Annotated in this window: 18 protein-coding genes and 1 pseudogene; 10 read left to right on the top strand and 9 right to left on the bottom strand. The window is 46.6% G+C overall.

The features are described 5' to 3' along the window. The first annotated feature begins 90 nt into the window (after window positions 1-90). Entirely contained in the window at window positions 91-1110 is a 1020-nt protein-coding gene (locus tag L4C42_RS10270) for a zinc-binding alcohol dehydrogenase family protein (protein WP_353500005.1), read from the top strand. A gap of 80 nt (window positions 1111-1190) precedes the next feature. On the opposite strand, the gene L4C42_RS10265 is transcribed toward L4C42_RS10270, so the two are convergent. From L4C42_RS10265 to msrP, 3 genes are all read right to left on the bottom strand, one after another. Continuing rightward, entirely contained in the window at window positions 1191-1502 is a 312-nt protein-coding gene (locus L4C42_RS10265; RefSeq protein ID WP_353500004.1) for a DUF2244 domain-containing protein, read from the bottom strand. A gap of 172 nt (window positions 1503-1674) precedes the next feature. After that, window positions 1675-2280 (bottom strand): protein-methionine-sulfoxide reductase heme-binding subunit MsrQ, encoded by a 606-nt coding sequence (gene msrQ / locus L4C42_RS10260; RefSeq protein ID WP_353500003.1) that lies wholly within the window; start codon window positions 2278-2280, stop codon window positions 1675-1677. Continuing rightward, entirely contained in the window at window positions 2280-3287 is a 1008-nt protein-coding gene (gene msrP / locus L4C42_RS10255) for a protein-methionine-sulfoxide reductase catalytic subunit MsrP (RefSeq protein WP_353500002.1), read from the bottom strand. Before msrP ends, msrQ begins: the two co-directional genes overlap by 1 nt. Before the next feature lie 228 nt (window positions 3288-3515). On the opposite strand from msrP, the gene L4C42_RS10250 reads away from it, so the two are divergent. Next, the gene (locus tag L4C42_RS10250) at window positions 3516-3878 is read left to right on the top strand and encodes a permease (RefSeq protein WP_418642697.1); all 363 of its coding nucleotides are present in this window, start codon (window positions 3516-3518) and stop codon (window positions 3876-3878) included. Beyond that, window positions 3811-4101: pseudogene (locus L4C42_RS10245) on the top strand (permease); the annotation flags it as partial. The gene L4C42_RS10250 and the pseudogene L4C42_RS10245, both read left to right, overlap by 68 nt. Here the strand turns inward: L4C42_RS10245 and L4C42_RS10240 are convergent. After that, entirely contained in the window at window positions 4045-4539 is a 495-nt protein-coding gene (locus tag L4C42_RS10240; RefSeq protein WP_353500167.1) for a hypothetical protein, read from the bottom strand. The pseudogene L4C42_RS10245 and the gene L4C42_RS10240 overlap by 57 nt on opposite strands. Window positions 4540-4862: 323 nt before the next feature. Here L4C42_RS10240 and ahpC (L4C42_RS10235) point away from each other — a divergent pair, with 323 nt between their 5' ends. The 5 genes from ahpC (L4C42_RS10235) (at window position 4863) to L4C42_RS10215 (ending at window position 12316) form a co-directional block, all read left to right on the top strand. Then, a complete protein-coding gene (ahpC, locus tag L4C42_RS10235; protein WP_353500001.1) occupies window positions 4863-5420 on the top strand; it encodes an alkyl hydroperoxide reductase subunit C in 558 nt (185 codons plus the stop codon). Between the two features lie 510 nt (window positions 5421-5930). Next, complete coding sequence (locus L4C42_RS10230) at window positions 5931-8897, top strand: polysaccharide lyase family 8 super-sandwich domain-containing protein (protein WP_429760386.1); 2967 nt, start codon at window positions 5931-5933, stop codon at window positions 8895-8897. Window positions 8898-9108: 211 nt separating this feature from the next. Then, complete coding sequence (gene ahpC, locus L4C42_RS10225) at window positions 9109-9666, top strand: alkyl hydroperoxide reductase subunit C (protein WP_429760384.1); 558 nt, start codon at window positions 9109-9111, stop codon at window positions 9664-9666. Window positions 9667-9882: 216 nt separating this feature from the next. After that, entirely contained in the window at window positions 9883-11475 is a 1593-nt protein-coding gene (ahpF, locus tag L4C42_RS10220) for an alkyl hydroperoxide reductase subunit F (RefSeq protein ID WP_429760382.1), read from the top strand. Between the two features lie 163 nt (window positions 11476-11638). Next, window positions 11639-12316: an SDR family oxidoreductase gene (locus tag L4C42_RS10215; protein ID WP_353499997.1), complete on the top strand. Its 678-nt coding sequence runs from the start codon at window positions 11639-11641 to the stop codon at window positions 12314-12316. Between the two features lie 136 nt (window positions 12317-12452). On the opposite strand, the gene L4C42_RS10210 is transcribed toward L4C42_RS10215, so the two are convergent. Together L4C42_RS10210 and L4C42_RS10205 are read right to left on the bottom strand one after the other, a co-directional pair. Then, window positions 12453-13418, bottom strand: a complete 966-nt coding sequence (locus L4C42_RS10210) for a chromosome partitioning protein ParA (RefSeq protein WP_429760379.1) — start codon at window positions 13416-13418, stop codon at window positions 12453-12455. Then, window positions 13415-14740, bottom strand: coding sequence for a sphingomyelin phosphodiesterase (locus tag L4C42_RS10205; protein WP_353499995.1), 1326 nt, complete (start codon window positions 14738-14740; stop codon window positions 13415-13417). Before L4C42_RS10205 ends, L4C42_RS10210 begins: the two co-directional genes overlap by 4 nt. 263 nt (window positions 14741-15003) lie before the next feature. Between L4C42_RS10205 and L4C42_RS10200 the strand changes: the two genes are divergently transcribed. After that, the gene (locus L4C42_RS10200) at window positions 15004-15900 is read left to right on the top strand and encodes a lipase family alpha/beta hydrolase (RefSeq protein ID WP_353500166.1); all 897 of its coding nucleotides are present in this window, start codon (window positions 15004-15006) and stop codon (window positions 15898-15900) included. Between the two features lie 2 nt (window positions 15901-15902). Further along, window positions 15903-16751: a lipase secretion chaperone gene (locus tag L4C42_RS10195; protein WP_429760377.1), complete on the top strand. Its 849-nt coding sequence runs from the start codon at window positions 15903-15905 to the stop codon at window positions 16749-16751. Between the two features lie 61 nt (window positions 16752-16812). Here L4C42_RS10195 and L4C42_RS10190 read toward each other — a convergent pair whose 3' ends face one another. The 3 genes from L4C42_RS10190 to L4C42_RS10180 form a co-directional block, all read right to left on the bottom strand. Next, window positions 16813-17577, bottom strand: coding sequence for a hydratase (locus tag L4C42_RS10190; protein WP_353499993.1), 765 nt, complete (start codon window positions 17575-17577; stop codon window positions 16813-16815). 99 nt (window positions 17578-17676) lie between these two features. After that, the gene (locus tag L4C42_RS10185) at window positions 17677-17922 is read right to left on the bottom strand and encodes a LysR substrate-binding domain-containing protein (protein WP_429760375.1); all 246 of its coding nucleotides are present in this window, start codon (window positions 17920-17922) and stop codon (window positions 17677-17679) included. 106 nt (window positions 17923-18028) lie between these two features. After that, window positions 18029-18547, bottom strand: coding sequence for a phosphoribosyltransferase (locus L4C42_RS10180; protein ID WP_353499991.1), 519 nt, complete (start codon window positions 18545-18547; stop codon window positions 18029-18031). Window positions 18548-18618: the final 71 nt, after the last annotated feature.

The raw sequence follows: 18618 nt of genomic DNA, 5'->3' as shown, positions 1-18618 counted from the left end.
TGATAGAAAGCACATATTTTAGTGAAAAAAAACCAATAAAAACCCGTTTAAATACAATTGAGCTATTCAAAATACGTAAGAGACAAGACAATGAAAACACTAGTATGTGAACAGCCTCATCAAATGCGCTATACCGAAAAAGCGATGCCAACAGTGCTCCCTAATGAGCTATTGGTTAAGGTGGCTGCAGTGGGAATTTGCGGCACGGATATTCACGCATTTACTGGTAACCAGCCTTTCTTCAGCTATCCGCGCGTTTTGGGCCACGAGCTTTGTGGTGAAGTGACTGAAATGGGCGCGAGCGTCTCAGGCGATTTCCAAATTGGCGATAAAGTTGCGTTAATCCCTTATGTGGCTTGTTTTGAGTGCCCATCGTGCCTGAGCGGCAAAACCAACTGCTGTGAAAACATTTCTGTGATTGGTGTGCATCAAGATGGTGGCTTCTGTGAGTACCTTTCAGTGCCGCAATCGAACGTGCTAAAGGTCAATGGCGTTGATAATGAAACCGCAGCCTTGATTGAGCCGTTTGCAATCAGTGCTCATGCAGTCAGACGTGCTGCGCTATCGGCAGACGATGCTGTCTTAGTAGTCGGCGCAGGGCCAATTGGTCTTGGCGCAGCTGCTATCGCAGCAGCGGATGGTGCACGTGTTGTCGTGGCAGATACGCAAGCTGAGCGTCGCGCGCATGTGGAAAGTGAACTTAAGCTAGCAACGCTTAACCCGATGGATGCGGATTTCCATGAGCAGCTCAAAGCGCAATTTAACGGTGCGTTGGCTCAAGTAGTGATTGATGCCACAGGTAACCCTCATGCGATGAACGGTGCGGTGAATCATATTCGTCATAGTGGCAAGATTGTTTTCGTTGGTTTGTTTAAAGGCAACCTAGAGATCAGCGACCCTGATTTCCATAAAAAAGAAACCACACTGATGGGCAGTCGCAATGCGACCATGGAAGACTTTAGCAAAGTGCAGCAGTTGATGGAGCAGGGTAAATTGACGGCCAATATGATGCTTACACATCGCTTTGACTTTGCCACAGTCGGATTGGATTATCAGAATTCCGTTGTCGACAACAAAGAGTTACTAAAGGGTGTTATCCACTTTGAATAAGAGGAAGGTCTTCACCTTCAAGCGTCATTAAATATAACATCAAAGGTTCAAACGCAGTGTTTGAACCTTTTTATAAGTGACTACTTAACTAAATATAGATTTGGTCGTCTACGTGGCGGCGCTTTTTGTGGCGGCGTTGGTTGCTCAGTGACAGTGACGCTTTCAACGGATCCGGTGGTCACTTTGATTTCTTCAGTATCTGTTTTTGGCTGAACAAACAGATGGCGTAAGTTCGCGATGCAAGCGACTGACGCGACAAGAGCAAAGAGTATTGATGGGGTGCCACCCATTATATCCATAAAGAAGATTGCGACTGCGACCACGACGAGAGAGCCGAGAGCGGCATTGATGTGTGCTTGGCGAGGCGTACAGCTTGTACTTATTAATTCCATTTTCTATCACCATCTGTGTCAGTGTTAAAACGACTGCGGACAACGCAATGTTAAAACATTTGATTCACAAAAAACTCCTGGCTAATCAACAAATACAGAATTCAAATGGCTCGATCGCACACTTTAGCCAAACGGTCATCGTTTTTGTTCAAACCATCCGATAAGTACTCAGTCAAGCCTTTACACCAAGCCGCTTTTTGAGCACTTTCCACCGCGCCGCTAAGAGTAATACAGCGATGAGCATGTAGACGATTGGCTCTGCCACCTCTGATTTAACTGACCAATAAAAGTGTATAGGCGCTAGTATCGCCGCCAAATAAACCCAGTTGTGCAGCTTTTGCCACTTTGAACCGAGCTTGCGCATCATGGCTTGGGTTGATGTAACCGATAGCAGTAGCAAAATAACCCAAACAGCAGCACCGACAGTGAGGTACGGTCGTTTTACTATTTCTGAGGCGAGTAGGCTCCAGTCTAGCCCAAGATCTAGCGTCGCAAAGGCGATGAGGTGCAATACAGCCCAAAAGAAACAGTAAAGGCCGAGTAGCCGTCTCACTCGTACTAATAGACCTTGTTTGCTCCATCGTGCTAACGGTGAGACGAGAAGGGTTATGAACAGAGTATTAAGCGCACTGATGCCAGTGAAATGAATAATGCTCTGCACTGGATCGCCACCCAAGCTGTCATTGTTGATGGCTATGACTAGTAGAGCAAAAAAGCCAAGTGACACGGTATGAATGAGTACCTTTAGCGCGACTATGGATTTAGGAGAGAGCTTCATTAATAGAACTTCCTCAAGTCCATATCTTTATATAGGTGCGCGACCTCTTCTTCATAACCATTAAACATCAAGGTAGGCTGCCTGCGACTGCTCAGTAGGCTTCCTTCACCAATAAAGCGCTCGCTCGCTTGGCTCCATCTTGGGTGATCGACTTGTGGGTTGACGTTGGCAAAGAAGCCATACTCACTTGGTGCAGAACGATTCCAGGTTGTTGGCGGCTCTTTGTCAGTAAGGCGAATACGAACAATCGACTTAATGCTTTTAAAGCCGTATTTCCATGGCACGACAAGCCTTAGTGGTGCGCCGTTTTGTGGGGCGAGCGTTTTGCCATAAAGCCCAACTGAGATGAGCGCGAGTGGGTTCATTGCTTCATCGAGTCTTAGCCCCTCAACATAAGGGTAATCAATACTGCTCCACGAGCGCTGTGCTGGAAACTGTTTTGGATCGTAAAGCGTTTCGAATGCCACGTATTTCGCTCCGCTTTGAGGGTCTGCCATTTTAATCAGGTCGGCAAGCGGAAAACCAATCCAAGGGATATTCATCGACCAAGCTTCTACACAGCGCAGTCTGTAGATGCGCTCCTCAAGCGTATACTTGTTAAAAATGTCATCGTAGTCGAGCTTGATTGGGTTGTTAACCAAGCCGTCGATCTCAACTGTCCATGGATCAGTGATAAACTCAGAAGAGTTGTTAGTAGGGTCGCCTTTGTCAGTGCCAAACTCGTAAAAGTTATTGTATTTTAGTACCTTACTTTCTGGAGTGAGTGAAAGGCTAGCTTGATATTGCTCGGGTTTGGTGGCATCAAGATTTACCCTAGGGTCGGTTGTTGCTGTCGTCTCTTTAGAGGAGAAGATATCAAATATCCCAGCTTGAGCATTGGCAGCTAGTGGCATTCCTACAACAGCAATCCCAAGCTTTTTTAAGATCTCTCGTCGTTCTTTGTAAACCGACTCTGGCGTCGCGTCGTTCTCAGATAATGCCCAGCGATGATTCTTCTTGATTAACATACTCTTCCCCTGATGATGCCTGCGTGTTCGCAGGCGACTAACTTGTCGTTTATAGAGTTAATCAGACCGAGTTAGAGCAAAATGTCTTTCATTTTTTGTGGCGCCTATCGAATTAGAGTGCAGCTGATAGATGTTTTTTAGGTCGCGACGAGTTTTTTTGAATTAAAAAAGCATCCTTTTTGCACCTCATACGTGATGTCTATAGAGACTTATCTATAGGATCACATAATGTTGGATGTTTTCACCCGGCTAGCAGACTGGCTTGCCTATTCTTTACTTGGACTTTCTCCATCGACCTCGGTAGGTATTGGCGTTCATTTTTTCATTGAAGACACCAGTAAGATTTTGGTGCTTCTTGTTGTGCTGATTTACGTTATCTCTCTGATACGGGCTGCGCTAAGTACAGAAAAAGTCGGAGATTACCTCCAAGGTAAACATAGAGGAGTGGGGTATGGTTTAGGGGGGATGTTTGGCGCTGTGACGCCTTTTTGCTCCTGCAGCTCAATTCCACTGTTTATGGGGTCTGTATCTGCTCGCATACCCTATTGGTATCACTATCGCTTTTCTGATCACCTCACCGCCTATCAATGAAGTGGTCGTCATCATGCTTGGCAGCATTCTTGGTATTAAGTTTACGGTGCTTTATGTCGTGACTGGACTCTCTCTAGGCATTCTCGCAGGCGTTCTGGTGGACGCCCTAAAAGCGCACCGCTGGCTGCAACTTTTTTTCTCACAGGTTTACCTTCAAGAGGGGCCATCAATTGAACCCAATAGCACAGCTCAAAGTACGCCTAAGATGACCTTTCAACAGCGACATCAGTTTGCAGCCAATGAGACCGGCACCATCGTTAAACGCATTTGGAGCTTGCTTTTGCAGATAGCGATGAAGTTCATGAGTACGCTGCCCAAATGGCCCCATACCTGCTGCAATACTATTAAACTCAATAAGTTGCGGCCCTAGCTCTTGGTCATCCATAAAATCTGTACGCATCATGAGCAGCGGCGTACGTTTGGCATTGCCTTTCTGGTGAATGACTTTGTGCATCGCAAGTAGCTCACGGAAAAACGCATCTCCTTGGGCAACGGGCTCAATTGCTTCTTGAAGAAACTGATGATTTTCAGCCACCGCGTTGATCAATTGACCAAAAATAGGCACTGATTTACGAAGTGCATTGAAGCGGGCTTCGGAAATCGTTGCTGGCGTGAGGCTAATTGCGGCGTGTTTGCTGCTTCCTGGTGTCGCTTTTAACATGACATTGTGGGTCATCATCCAGTTGATGGCATCTTGGATAGCAAGTGTTGGGGTGTTCATTATTCGTACCTATAACCTGGCAGTGGTTGACGGCGCCAGTCGAGAAACTAAGGTTGACCATACTTCCAATAAAGTCGAAATAACACTTCCAGTTTTTATGTTGTCAACATCGATAGGTAAAGCCAATCGCTATTGATAGAAAATACCAATTGAATAGATAGGCACAGACGAATTTTCAAAAACGCGCTCGCATTGCAATATGTATCCATCGGCGCAGGACAGTGTCACACCAGATAACAAGACCATATTGAGAGAGTAAAATTATGATCAACACGACTATCAAGCCATTTTCAGCAACTGCATTCAAACAAGGCGAATTCGTAGAAATCACAGAGCAAGACGTGAAAGGCAAATGGGCTGTATTCTTCTTCTACCCAGCTGATTTCACATTCGTTTGCCCAACAGAGCTTGGTGACCTTGCTGACCATTACGCAGAGCTTCAAGAGCGCGGTGTTGAAGTTTACTCAGTATCAACAGACACGCACTTTACGCATAAAGCGTGGCACGATAGCTCAGACACTATCGGCAAGATCAACTACTACATGCTTGGCGACCAAACAGGTACTATCACTAACAACTTCGGTGTAATGCGTGAAGGTCAAGGTCTAGCAGACCGTGCGACGTTCTTAGTTGACCCAGAAGGTGTCATCCAAGCAATGGAAATCACAGCAGAAGGCATCGGCCGTGACGCAGAAGACCTAATGCGTAAAGTGAAAGCAGCACAATACGTAGCGGCTAACCCAGGTGAAGTTTGCCCTGCGAAATGGAAAGAAGGTGAAGAAACACTGGCACCATCTCTAGACCTAGTGGGTAAAATCTAAGCGTATCGCTTGATGTAAACCGGATTATCGAGTCCGTGTTGCACGCCCCAATAGCTCTATATTGCTTCTACCATTGGCAATTTAGAGTAGGGGCGTGCAACCTTTTGTACCTCTGAAATTCTCACTTCCTCAGTATTGATGTCTATTCATTAGATTGATGCATTATGAATTGTTCACCTTTTGTAAAATCGGGACTTGGCTTCCGACTTAGCATGCAATTTATCAGCTTTCTTTGGTAAATTGAGCTGGTCATATCTGTTACTTATTGATGTTCGTAGGCTGGTAACTTTTTCCTTACAGCGACGGGTAGCTTTCAAGTTAGAAATCCATAAACTCTATGAATAGTGACCTTTACAATAAAAAGTTAACTTAAATCTTCACCTATGAGCCATTAGATTCGTCGCTCCTGTTCCTCCTAATTAGAGAATCTCAATGCTCAACAAAACTCGATTGACATGCCTTGTCTTGCTCGGTTTCAATTCCCCTCTTCATGCTTCTGATCTGCCTTTTATGGAATTACTTGAAGCGCGAACGTCAGTGTCGTCCCAGACCCAAGCTCTCGCAGTTGCCAGTTATGATCATGAATACTTTGATATTAGCGTCGACGCCAAGGCTGGCGACATGGTCGTTGGTCGCCTCAATCACCCACTGAACTACAAGCCAAGCCAATTAAGCGACGCTCTGCACTACGAAATTGCAGGAGGTCAACATTCACCATTTATGCTAAGAAATCAGCGTGATGAAAACGGTAGATTGTTTGGTGAGTTCGTACTTAGTGAAGACGCAGGTTTGTCTATGGGTCAATATCCTATTGACGTGGTGTTGAAACATGGAGAGGCTCAAGTAGAGAAGCGGACTATTACGATTAATGTGGTTCATCAGACGCAGTGGGATCTTTTGCATCAACGTGCCATGTCTTTCCTTGAGGGCAGCAGGCGTCTGCAAGGCGCTTTTGTGTATACCGACGGCGAGATAGAAGATTACATTCAAGAGCTCAACGACAACGATGGTGCGTTTGAAGGTATGGAGTTCTACCATGCAAGAAACGAAGATGAGCTTTTGGATATTCGACCGCGCGTGCTTGGCAAGGAACTGATGCTAGCAGCTAATCAAATTAATGCGTTGGCTTATGCGTTAACTTACAGTGACCAGTTCGGCTATCAAGGGGAAGCGTTTGAACGTCAGCGTTTACTGAGCGCGCTATACAAAGCGATCAGTCGTTACACGGCGCACTTCCCGCTGAAGGATTTCGCGAATACGCCTACTCTGATGCACAATATGGTGACCCACCAATGGCGATTTACCGATCCTATCAGTGCTGCGGGCTTTGTGATGTCACCCGTGATGAATCGAGATATTTCTCGAGGCGATACCCAAGCGAAGCAAGCTAAAGAGAGCTTTCAAGCGCTGCTGCAAATCGCATTTGATCTTCCCTATCGTCAGCGCCAACCAGAATATAACCGCTACTATCTACAACAGGATTTAAAACACAGCCCTGGTGCTTGGGCGGATGCAAACCGTCATCACCGTATGCGAACTTGGCTCATGATGAGTGTATTGTGGAGTGATTATAATCAGCCGCTGACGTACCAGCCTTGGTGGTATGGCGACTATGCTCCGTTTGCTGCGCAAAACACCTCATTGTTACCGGAATGGACACCCAAAGGAGCCTTGTACGACCTAAAAATGTGGCTAGAGACCAATACTCGTTATGCCTTTAAATACGGTCAATCGGGGATTTTACCTGATGGTACGGTCTCCCATCACGTTGGGGCGAGACAAGACATGGCGTTCTTTGCGTATGGCTTTGAGTGGATGGCGGGAACGCCTTCGGAAGTGGTTGGTATCCTTGCTGACACGCCGTGGAAGCTGAGCAATGCCACTTACAATCAGTTGGCAGATTTCGTACTCGATAGTTACCCAAATTTCGTCTATCGCGGTGGCCTAGATTTTCAGACGGCTGGTCGTAGTCATGCCTCGGATATCACGCCTATTTTCGGATTTACCAAGCTTATCAAAGGGATTGATACCGTTTTGGAGGCGAAAAGCAGTGATACAGAGATCCGCCGCGAAACAGAACTGGTGAACTTTCGCAATAACCTAGAAAACAATACCCATGAAGCGACGGTGAATCGTGCTTACTGGAACAGCGATTTCATGGTGCAAAGACAGTCTGGACAGCAAACGCCGGCGTACTATATGTCGTTCAAAATGAATTCATCGCGTTCTATGGGGGCAGAGAGTTTTGAACCGGATGTCGGTTATCACAATGGTGGTGGTGTTCTGCAATTGCTTGTTGATGGTGATGAGTACTCTAAGGTCATGGACAGCTGGGATTGGCATGCTTTACCTGGTCTAACAGAGGAGCTTAGAGTCAATGAACTGCCAATGAAGAGTGATTTCAAACTCTTTAACCCTAAACATTACTCCGGCGTGGTCTCTAATGGCAATCATGGTTTTGCCTCATTTAAGTACGACAGCGAAGCGCCTTATAACTCTGCCTCTGCGAATAAGTCGGTAGCGTTTATCGATAACATGGCAGTGGCGCTGGGATCTAAGGTGACAAGAACCAAAAATGGCGACGGCTGGGAAGTCGGCAACATCATTACTACCTTAGATCAGGCGGCATGGGATACGCCACTGACCTATCAAATTGATGGTGGCGATCAACAAAGCGTTGATGAAGGCGACTACCTCGACGACACATTGTCGGTTCAAGATAGCGCTTGGTTCCATCAGGATAAAATGGGTTATGTAGTTCTAGCGAGCTCAGAAACGTCTGTGATGCTGCGTGGTGGCGATGCCATTAATAGTACTCATGGTGACGGTGAGCCGGTGTTCCATATTGCGATTGACCATGGTCAGCACCCAAGTGGCGAAGGCGTCGGTTCAAGCTATCAATACATTGCGATTCCGAACGTCTCTGCTGAGCAAATGCCAGAGTTGGTCGAGCAGCTTAAACATCAATTGTTTGTTAGAACTAATGAATCGAGCCATGTGGTTTACTACTCACAAGATGCGAGTAGAGAAATCGTCGCTATGGCCTTTCATCAAGCAGGTAGCGAAAGTGTCGCAACACAAGGTGGTGAGCCACTTAACGTGAGCGTCGACAAACCGGCGTTGGTTCTCCTAGAGCGCAATGGTGATAGCTGGTCTGTATCGGTGCAAGATCCGCTGCATCATGTTGATCGCAATGCGATGGAAGAGAATGATAGACGCCGTTTGCGCTTCTTCACTCGCAATGACCGTAATACGTTAAACCTTACCATCAATCGCGGTCTTCGCTCTGGTCAGTATGATTACCAAACTCAGGGTCATCGTATCGAGCATTTAGCGGGGCAAACCGTGACAGTGAATGGTTATGGCAATCAATCGGAGTTGACTATCGAACTCCCAGACCAGCAGGACAAAGCGTATCAAGGCAGGCACGACCTTTTCACAGGGATGCCAGCAACGGTAGTGATTGCTGCCGAGTAACCTCTTCAGCTTCGTTTAAACATATGAAATATCAGCCCCCTCAACTCTGGAGGGGGCTTTTTTATGTCGTTGATAATACCCGCACAAACTTAATAGGAATCTCCTATCAAATGAATAGGAAAGGACGAATTTTCAAAAACAAGCGGCTGTTGCAAACTATCTACATCGGCGCAGGACAGCGCAACACAAACACTTTGAGAGAGTAGAAATTATGATTAACACCACTATCAAGCCATTTTCAGCAACAGCATTCAAACAGGGCGACTTTGTAGAAATCACAGAGCAAGACGTGAAAGGCAAATGGGCAGTATTCTTCTTTTACCCAGCGGACTTCACGTTTGTTTGTCCAACAGAGCTTGGTGACCTTGCAGACCACTATGCAGAGCTTCAAGAGCGCGGTGTTGAGGTTTACTCAGTATCAACAGATACGCACTTCACGCATAAAGCGTGGCACGACAGCTCAGACACTATCGGCAAAATCAACTACTACATGGTTGGCGACCAAACAGGCACTATCACTAGCAACTTCGGTGTAATGCGTGAAGGTCAAGGTCTAGCAGACCGTGCAACGTTCCTTGTTGACCCAGAAGGCGTTATCCAAGCAATGGAAATCACAGCAGAAGGTATTGGCCGTGACGCAGAAGACCTAATGCGTAAAGTGAAAGCAGCACAATACGTAGCGGCTAACCCAGGTGAAGTTTGCCCAGCGAAATGGAAAGAAGGTGAAGAAACACTAGCACCATCTCTAGACCTAGTTGGCAAAATCTAAGGGCTCGTAGAGCTTAATAAAACGCAGCAATAAACGGCATTCGTGTCCGTGTTGCACGCCCCGTAGTCACTTTTATGGCTTCTACCATTGGCTTGTAAAAGTGGGGGCGTGCACCCTTTAAATACATTATTAATTCAACATCAAAAGGGTTCCCTTTTCGTTATCCCTTTTTAAATTCCTTCTGATGTTAAGCAGTCTTATAGAATAGGTATCAGTATGTTAGATCAAGCAATGAAGCAGCAATTAAAAGCGTATCTAGAAAACGTTAAAACCCAAGTTCAATTGGTTCTAAGTCTTGATGACAGTGATACGGCAAGCAAGATCGAACCTCTTGCTAATGATATCGCATCACTTAGCAGCAAAATTGACGTCGTTCGCGACGACGCTGCAAGCCCGCGCAAGCCAGTCATGCGCGTTGTAAACCCAGAGAAGGGCACTGCAATCGGTTTTGCCGGCCTGCCAATGGGTCACGAATTTACATCACTGGTGCTAGCGCTACTGCACACAGGTGGTCACCCAATCAAGCTAGAATCCGAAACCATTGAGCAAATCGCACAGCTGAACTCACCATTAGATGTTGAGATCTTTATCTCGCTGTCATGCCAGAACTGTCCAGAAGTGGTTCAAGCCTTCAACATGATGGCAGCAATTAACCCACTGGTAAACGTCACTATGATCGACGGTGCTGCATTCCAAGATGAAGTAAAACAGCGCGATATTATGGCGGTACCAAGCGTGTTCATTAACGGTGAACTGTTCGGCCAAGGCCGCATGTCACTGAATGAAATTCTAAACAAAGTCGACACAGGTGCAGCGGAGAAAAAAGCCAATCAGCTAAACGAAACCGCACCGTTTGATGTACTGGTTGTAGGCGGTGGCCCTGCGGGCTCTTCTGCCGCTATCTATGCAGCGCGTAAAGGTATTCGCACTGGTGTAGTTGCCGATCGTTTCGGTGGTCAGGTGATGGATACCATGGCAATCGAGAACTTTATTTCAGTGAAAGCGACCACAGGACCTAAGCTGGTGGCTAGTTTAGAAGAGCACGTTAAAGAGTACGGTGTTGAAGTCATTACTGAGCAGCGTGCAGCAAATATCATTGACGCAGAAGACACCGATGACGGTTACACTCACGTAGTTTTAGAAAGTGGCGCGGTGCTAAAAGCTCGCTCTGTCATAACAAGTACTGGTGCACGCTGGCGTGAAATGAACGTTCCTGGTGAGCAAGAGTACCGCAACAAAGGCGTGGCTTACTGCCCACACTGTGATGGCCCACTATTCAAAGGCAAGCGCACAGCCGTTATCGGTGGTGGTAACTCAGGCATTGAAGCAGCGATTGACTTAGCGGGTATTGTTGAGCACGTTACGGTTCTGGAATTTGCGGATGTACTTCGTGCAGACCAAGTGCTTATCGACAAAGCCAACAGCATGCCAAACATCGATATCATCACGATGGCTCAAACCACGAAAGTGTTAGGTGATGGCACTCGAGTGACAGGTCTTGAGTATAAAGATCGCAACACAGATCAAATCAAGCAAATCGAGCTTGCTGGTATCTTTGTTCAAATCGGTCTAGTGCCAAACAGTGAATGGCTAAAAGGTACAAAGGTAGCACTATCGCCACGCGGTGAGATTGAAGTCGATGCCCACGGCGCAACCAGCTTGAAAGGTGTGTTTGCTGCAGGTGATGTGACGACTGTGCCTTACAAGCAAATCATCATTGCGATGGGTGAAGGGGCGAAAGCGAGCTTGGGCGCTTTTGACTTCTTGATTCGTAATCCGGCGCCAGTGAAGGAAACTGAAGTTGCTTAAGTAGTATTCAACCTTAAAAGCGCTACCAGAACGGTGGCGCTTTTGTATTTTCGGTGCTTAGAGGATTTTCGAGCCTTTACAGGTTCAGTTACAGTAAATAACTACTGATTTGAAACTAACTTTGTTATGTTGGTCTTAACATAGGCTATCACTGGAACTGACAATGAAAACTATCCTAATTACAGGCGCGACGAGCGGCATTGGTTACGAGCTTACTAAACAACTGTCTGAAAAGGGCTTTAAGGTTGTTGCGTCAGGGCGCAGCGAAGACAAGCTGGCTCAGTTGAAACAGCAAACCGGTTGCGAGGTTGTTGTTGCGGATCTCAGTGACGCAAGTGAAACGGTAGCTCTGTTTGACAAAGCAATCGCACTTGTTGGTGGTGTTGATGTACTGATCAACAATGCGGGCATGATTTCTCGTAAATGCTCGATTGAAGAGTTCACGTTAGAAGAGTTTGAAGAGCAATACGCTATCAACCTTCGTGCGCCGGCACTACTAAGCCGTGAAGCGCTTAAAGTGATGAAGCCAAAAAAATCAGGTCAAATCATCAATGTAGTGAGCACAGCTGCGAAACGTGCCAACGAAACCATGAGTATCTACTCAGCAATGAAACAAGGGTTCGCAGGTTTTAGCGCCATCTTGATGAAAGAGGCGCAGCCTCATGGCATTAAAGTAACCTCACTGTTCCCTGGTGGCACCGATACGAATTTCCGCGAGGCAGAGCGCCCTGAGTATATGCATCCAGCAAGTGTTGCTAAAGCGGTGATTCAGGTACTAGAGCTGCCAGCTGATGTAGTGATGCATGAAATGACGTTTAGACCTATGGTTGAAATCGAGTAACAAAGCCACTTAAAAAAACGAAGGCACGACCCAAAGTAGTGCCTTCGTTGCGTATAGCAGGCAATATCACTCATATCCGTTCGTTTCTTTCCTTGCTTTATAGACTTCATCAAGACCAAAACCTATCGCTTACTCGCTAAAAGCTATCAAAAAATTCGTGTCGAAACTCACTGACTTTTTGTTGGTAGAGCGTTTGCCATTGAGCGTCAGTTAGCCCTGCATAGTCAGTTTTTCTTTGCTGCGAAAGACTATTTTCAAGCTGATTCAATTCAACGTGATAGTCTCGGACCATGTTTTGCTGCGTGGTGACTTGCCGATCTCTGGCTCGAATTTCCTCGCTCTGTGCCGGCGACAAATAGGTGTGTTCAAGCTCGTCAATAAATGCGCTTTTTTCGTCCTGGTTCATTATGTCTGGTAAGGAGCTTACCGCTTTTTCGAACTTGGCTACATCGGTATTTAAGCCTAAATCATGTTCTTGGGACGCCTCTAAAAGCACCTCAAACGCCTCACGATATTGCTCTGGACTTTCTAGTGGTAGGTTTTGCTGATTTAGTTCGAAATCATAAGCCGCAAATTCATCGCTCAACAAAACCTCTGCCCACTCTCCCCAAACAAGTTTCGCTTGGTGTTTAAATTGAGCGATACGTGATATCAGTGACTGTTCGTTTTCAAAGAGCAAGGTGCCAAGCCTTTGTTGCCAAAGACGACTAAGCTCTGGGTAGTTTTTTGTAAGCTCGAAGTAGTTTGGGGTTATGATTTGCTTTAGGGCGATAAGGCTGTCCTCGCAGTTACTCTGAGACAAGCAGCTGCGCCAGAATGACTCGAGTGAATCAATAAGTCTTTTACCTTTTTCAGATTGAAGCTGATGAGCGTAATGTTCAAGGCTTGTAGTTAGCCCATCTTTTTTTCTAGTCATTGGTAATGCAGATCTGCCAGCAGAGACCCTACTCGTTGAATCAGTAATCAGAACGGCATTGTTTGTGTCTGCTTCTGCCTTTTCTGGAGTCGCGTCTTGCACTTGGGACGGGGTATTACCGCTAACATACAGCATCACGGTGCCCGCCAAAATGACGGACACAGTTAATAAGGTCAGGCGCTTCATGGCTTAATCGCCGCCACAACTGGAAAGTGGTCCGACAGATTGTAGTGTTTCCACAAACTATCATCGGTTGAGCGAGAGACATCGACTCGGTTGTCGTTAGAGGCACGCTGACCAAACTCGCTACTCACCATGACGTAATCGAGGTATTCGACATTCTCGCCACCAGATAGCGCTTCACCCGCAAAGTCATTGATGCGCGGATCAAATGTCGATTCGGTGTAGCCAGAATACGCGGGCTCGATAGCGCTCAGGTTGGTAATCATCTGCTGGTAATCTTCTGGGAACTTGAGCTTGTTAACGTTGAAGTCACCGCTGTAGACCACGGTCTCGTGAGCGGGAATTTGTAATGAATGCGCGAGAGCCTTGATTTGCTGAAACTGCTTCTGTCTAAATGCACGCGCCGTGTCTGTGTCAAACGAAGCGGTGTGCGTAGCGAAGACATGGTATGCCTCACCGCCTTTAATGATTTCGGCATAGTTGACCCCTTTGTCTGCGAAGCAATCGGTGCCAGAACAATCCGGAAACACATATTGTGCCTCATTGACGATAGGGTAACGGCTGACAATGATGACGCCACCGTCGTAGATGTTGATGCCTTCCTTATCCAACATCTTGGTTTGGTAAGGGTACTCTTTGGCCAACTCCCTCAAAAAAGCATCGCGGCCACTGGCAAATACCTCCTGCAGTGCGAGCACATCATAACCTTTGACATAATTGGGCAGTAGCTCGTAGCGATCGCCGATATGTGAAGCGATAGCCGGCAGAGCCCAAATGTTGTAGGTCATCAGTTTTAAGTGCTGATCGTTGTTGTCGATAGTTTCATCGACCTTTTTTGGGGTAATGGTGTAATACAAATCGTCGTAGCGTGCGGTTTTGACGGACTTAAATGCGAGCTCGGTGCCGCTATCAAAGGCGTCGGTCATTGATCTGTGTATGTCGCGATCCTCTTTGAGTACGAGACCAACATCCGCCGAAGATACTCCATATTCGATGGTTGAATTGTACCAATGACCTTTCATCACCTGACTTAGGGTGACACTCTCCCCTTTTGGGTTAGAAACCACGGTTTCAAACTGATAAGTGTGATTGGATTTCACGCCCTCCCAGCGATTAAAACTGAGCACAGACTTGGTTTCCCAAGGCCCCAGTGTTTCGATGTGCTGCTGCCATTCTTCACCGTAATTCAGCTCTGCTGTTCCCTGATGTTGTACCTGAATGGTCAATGGCTTATCGGAGTTATTAGTGAGGTAGACGTCTGTGTCTGCGACGCTTGGTAGTGCGAATAAGCTACCAACTAAAAGGATTAACTTGTTGTAATTCATTTTGATATCCGTGGTTTAGGGTGGAGTAATTATTCTTATTTATCTTTATGACTTGCACGTTAAAACCGTATGACAATAGTTGCTTATTCGATGGATGTGATCATTGCAAATGAGGTTGATATGCAAATATGGGCACAAATTCACATTTTTTAAATGCACTTTGGCGACCTCAAATTTGCTCTACTACGCTAATCGACTCATCGGAGGTCTGACAAGGAAAGATAACAATGAAACACATGTCACTGGTTTTTTTGTGCGCGGCTATGGCGCTCAATGTTCAAGCTAAACTGTTTGGTCATCAGTCTGGATACACACAAACCCAATACCCCATCGTGTTGGTTCATGGGCTGTTTGGTTTTGATTCTCTAGCGGGTTTTGATTACTTCTACGGCATTCCGCAAACCTTGAGTAAGGATGGAGCAACAGTGTTCGTCGCGCAGATTTCAGCAACCAACAGCTCTGAAGTTCGAGGTGAGCAACTACTTACTCAGGTAGAGAACGTACTCGCAGTCACTGGCGCGAAAAAGGTCAATCTTATCGGTCATAGTCACGGTGCGCCGACTGCCAGATATGTTGCTTCGGTAGCGCCGGAAATGGTGGCCTCCGTGACAAGTATTGGTGGTGTAAACAAAGGCTCTAAAGTGGCAGATCTGGTGCGCAGCACCGTCCCTGAAGGCTCTGCCGCTGAAGCAATCGCAGTAAAACTGGCGGGTGGATTGACCACACTGATTGGTTTGCTCTCTGGTGGCTCCGATTTACCTCAAAACGGACTGAGCTCACTTGAAGCGCTCACAACACAGGGGTCACTGGCGTTTAATGCCCATTATCCAGAAGGTGTGCCTACCGCCACTTGTGGTGATGGTGACTGGCAAGCAGACAATGGCGTTTATTATTACTCTTGGACAGGCACTTCAACCTACACTAATGTGCTCGATCCCGCTGATCCGGCAATGCTTATCCTAGGGCTTGCCTTTGATGAGCCTAACGATGGCCTGGTGGGTCAGTGCAGCACCCACTTAGGCAAGGTAATTGGCGACGATTACAAAATGAATCACCTTGATGAAATCAATGGCCTGCTTGGTATCCACCACTTATTCGAAACCGACCCGAAAACCTTATACCGACAACATGCTAATCGACTCCAACTTCAAGGACTCTAGCCATGCGAATGACAACCAAAGGGCTGATGCTCTTGTCCGTAGTTAGCATTGTTGCTGCGGGCGCTTGGATTTGGACGGTAGCCCGAGATAGTTCGAATTTGGCAATACAGGCGTCCTCTCAACAGGACACTCAAGTTGATGAGGCGTCACTTCGTGATACCTTCGATTACTTTCTGTCTGATGCTAGTCAAACAGACGTGAAGACAATCGAGCAAAGATTTGAACACTATAGCGACAGCTCAACTGGTATGGATCCTGTGCTCTTTAAGAAATTCATCCAATACAAAGCAGCATTGGCAGAACTGGGTGCAACCGATGACTTTAGTGCTTTGCATCAGCAAATATTAGCACTTCAAGCGCACTTTTTTACTGTTGAGGAGCTGCAAAGATTATTTGCAGAAGAAAACCAAATGCGAGAGCTTGCGCTTAGGCAAAAAGAGCTAAAACAGATAGCTCAAAGCCCAGCAGAGTACCAGCAGATGTGGCAACAAGAACTAGCACAACTGTCCCCGGAGCTTCAGGAAAGCTATCACAACGCCAACTTACTGACAGCGCTCAATGAGACAAACTCTATGGATGCGCAAAGTCAGTTTTTAGTTCGAGAGTCATTAGTTGGTGCTGAAGCGAGCCAAAGGTTGGCGGCACTGGATGAGAAAAGGGCGCAGTTTGAGCAAAGCGTTCAAAGCTATATGTTGGCGCGAGCCGAGATCATCGAGAATGAGTCGTTGTCGGAGTATGACAGAAAGCAAGCCATCGCCGAACTCAGAGAGCCTTTGTTTGACAGCCGTCAGATCCGTCGAGTCGAGGCGTTGGAGCGAATACATGATCAGAAAAGTGCGTTGACCCCTTAAAATAGAGAGCTATGGAGTCGTTCAAGCGCGCAGAGCTGCGCGCATTCACTCTTGCTAAGGCTTAACCTTTAGCCTTAAATGTGACTTGGTATTCACCAAAACCTTCATACTGAATCGTAGTAGGCTTATCAAACGCCACTTCAACGATGCCACAGTAAGAACCTGTGATGATTGCTTCACCTGCTTGGAAGTCAACACCACGACGAGTCATGGTATTGATTAGCCAGTAAATTGGCGTTTGAGCGAGTTTGTTTGGGTGCTCACCTGCGAAGGTTTGCACATCGTCGCCTTGAGAGACGTTAATGTTGATATTTGCTGCATCAAATGCCTTCTCACGAGGAAGCTCAGGACCAATGAATAGCCCTTGGTTAACCAAACAGTCAGCCAGCTTTTCATAGAACTCAGCACCGCTGTCGTCCGCAAAACGTGACTGCATTAGCTCTAGCGCCATGTGGCAGGAGCCGATAGCATCGTTGATTTGCTCTTCGCTATAGCCTTCAGGGTTAGCGGGCAGCGCTTTGTTGAGTACGAAGGCGATTTCTGGCTCGACTCGAGCGATATTATTGTCCGCAAACAGCTTACACACTTCACCAGTTTGCACACTGTCGGCAAAAATCGGCGCAACGACGAACTTATCGTCTGCGAGAGGAAGTAAACACTTCCAGCCACCCACCTTGTCACTGTGGATATCAATCATCGATGATTGAATTTGCAGTGCATCGTCGAGTGTTTTCGGGCGCTGCGATTCATCAAGGCGTGGCGCTTTAGTGCCTGGCACTCTGCGCCCTAGTAGCTCAGAGGCCGCTAACTTAAAATTACTTGTCATACAATATCACCTAAATTGAATTTTGGACGATAATAGCTGATTTTTGGGTGATTGGATAGTGGTCGAGATTAGTGAATGAGATGCCTGTCACTCACCGCTTTAAGTTTGGGAAATCCCTGACAGTTTTTCTCTAAATTCGGCGCGCTTCTCTCTTATGAACTCGATAAATAACTGAGACTTAAGCGGTAAATGTCGTTTGTCTGAGTAGACAAGTAGCATGGTTCGATCTTGGGGGATCCAAGGCTCAAGTATGGGTGTGGCATCGCCCGTATTTAGCTCATCACGCAACAGGGAGTAGGGTAGATAGCAGATGCCCACATGGCTTAGATCGAGTGCTTTTGTCACAGGTCAAAAGCCAAGAACCTTTAGAGCGTTTGCAGAAGAGTTCGCCGCAGTCGTTGAAAAGTAAAGGACAAAACAAAGGGGCTATACACGCCCCTTTGTGTTTTGGTTATTTTACAAGCTTGGAGACGTAAGGAACGTTTCTTAGCTTGTCGTTCCAAGGCAGTCCGTAACCGACGAGCAAATCATCGTTTTCCATCTCATAGGCATAAAGCTGCGGGAATGGGATATCCGCTCTGCCCGGTTTGACAAATAGGGTGGCGATAGACAGAGATTTCGGTTGATAGTTTTTGGACAAATACTCAACCAGACGTTTCATGGTACCGCCGGACTCAATGGCATCATCAATAACGATGACATCTTTGCCTTCAATTTCGATATTCTGATGATAAACAATTTCGGATTTGTTGTTGCGATCACCCGGTGTATGAGGGCATGAGATGGTATCCATACTCACATCAATCGTCAGCTGTCTTACCAGGTCAGCGGTGAATAAGATACCACCCGGCACTACAGAGATGACGACCACCTCTTGGAATTGATTGCTGATAAGCTCAGCAACTTTCTTTGTGCCAGCTTGGATCTGCGCTTCACTCAATACGAGCTCGCCTAAATGCCGATTACGCATAGTTTTTCTCCATTAAGCCGCGATTCCCATAATGCGGAATACATTTGTGTCTTGATATCCTAGCACCGAGA

The sequence above is a fragment of the Vibrio wakamikoensis genome, from assembly GCF_050337275.1.
In the GTDB taxonomy this organism is placed as follows: domain Bacteria; phylum Pseudomonadota; class Gammaproteobacteria; order Enterobacterales; family Vibrionaceae; genus Vibrio; species Vibrio chaetopteri.
The sequence above is the reverse complement of the archived record's forward strand: the minus strand, read 5'-3'. Positions and strand labels throughout refer to the sequence as shown.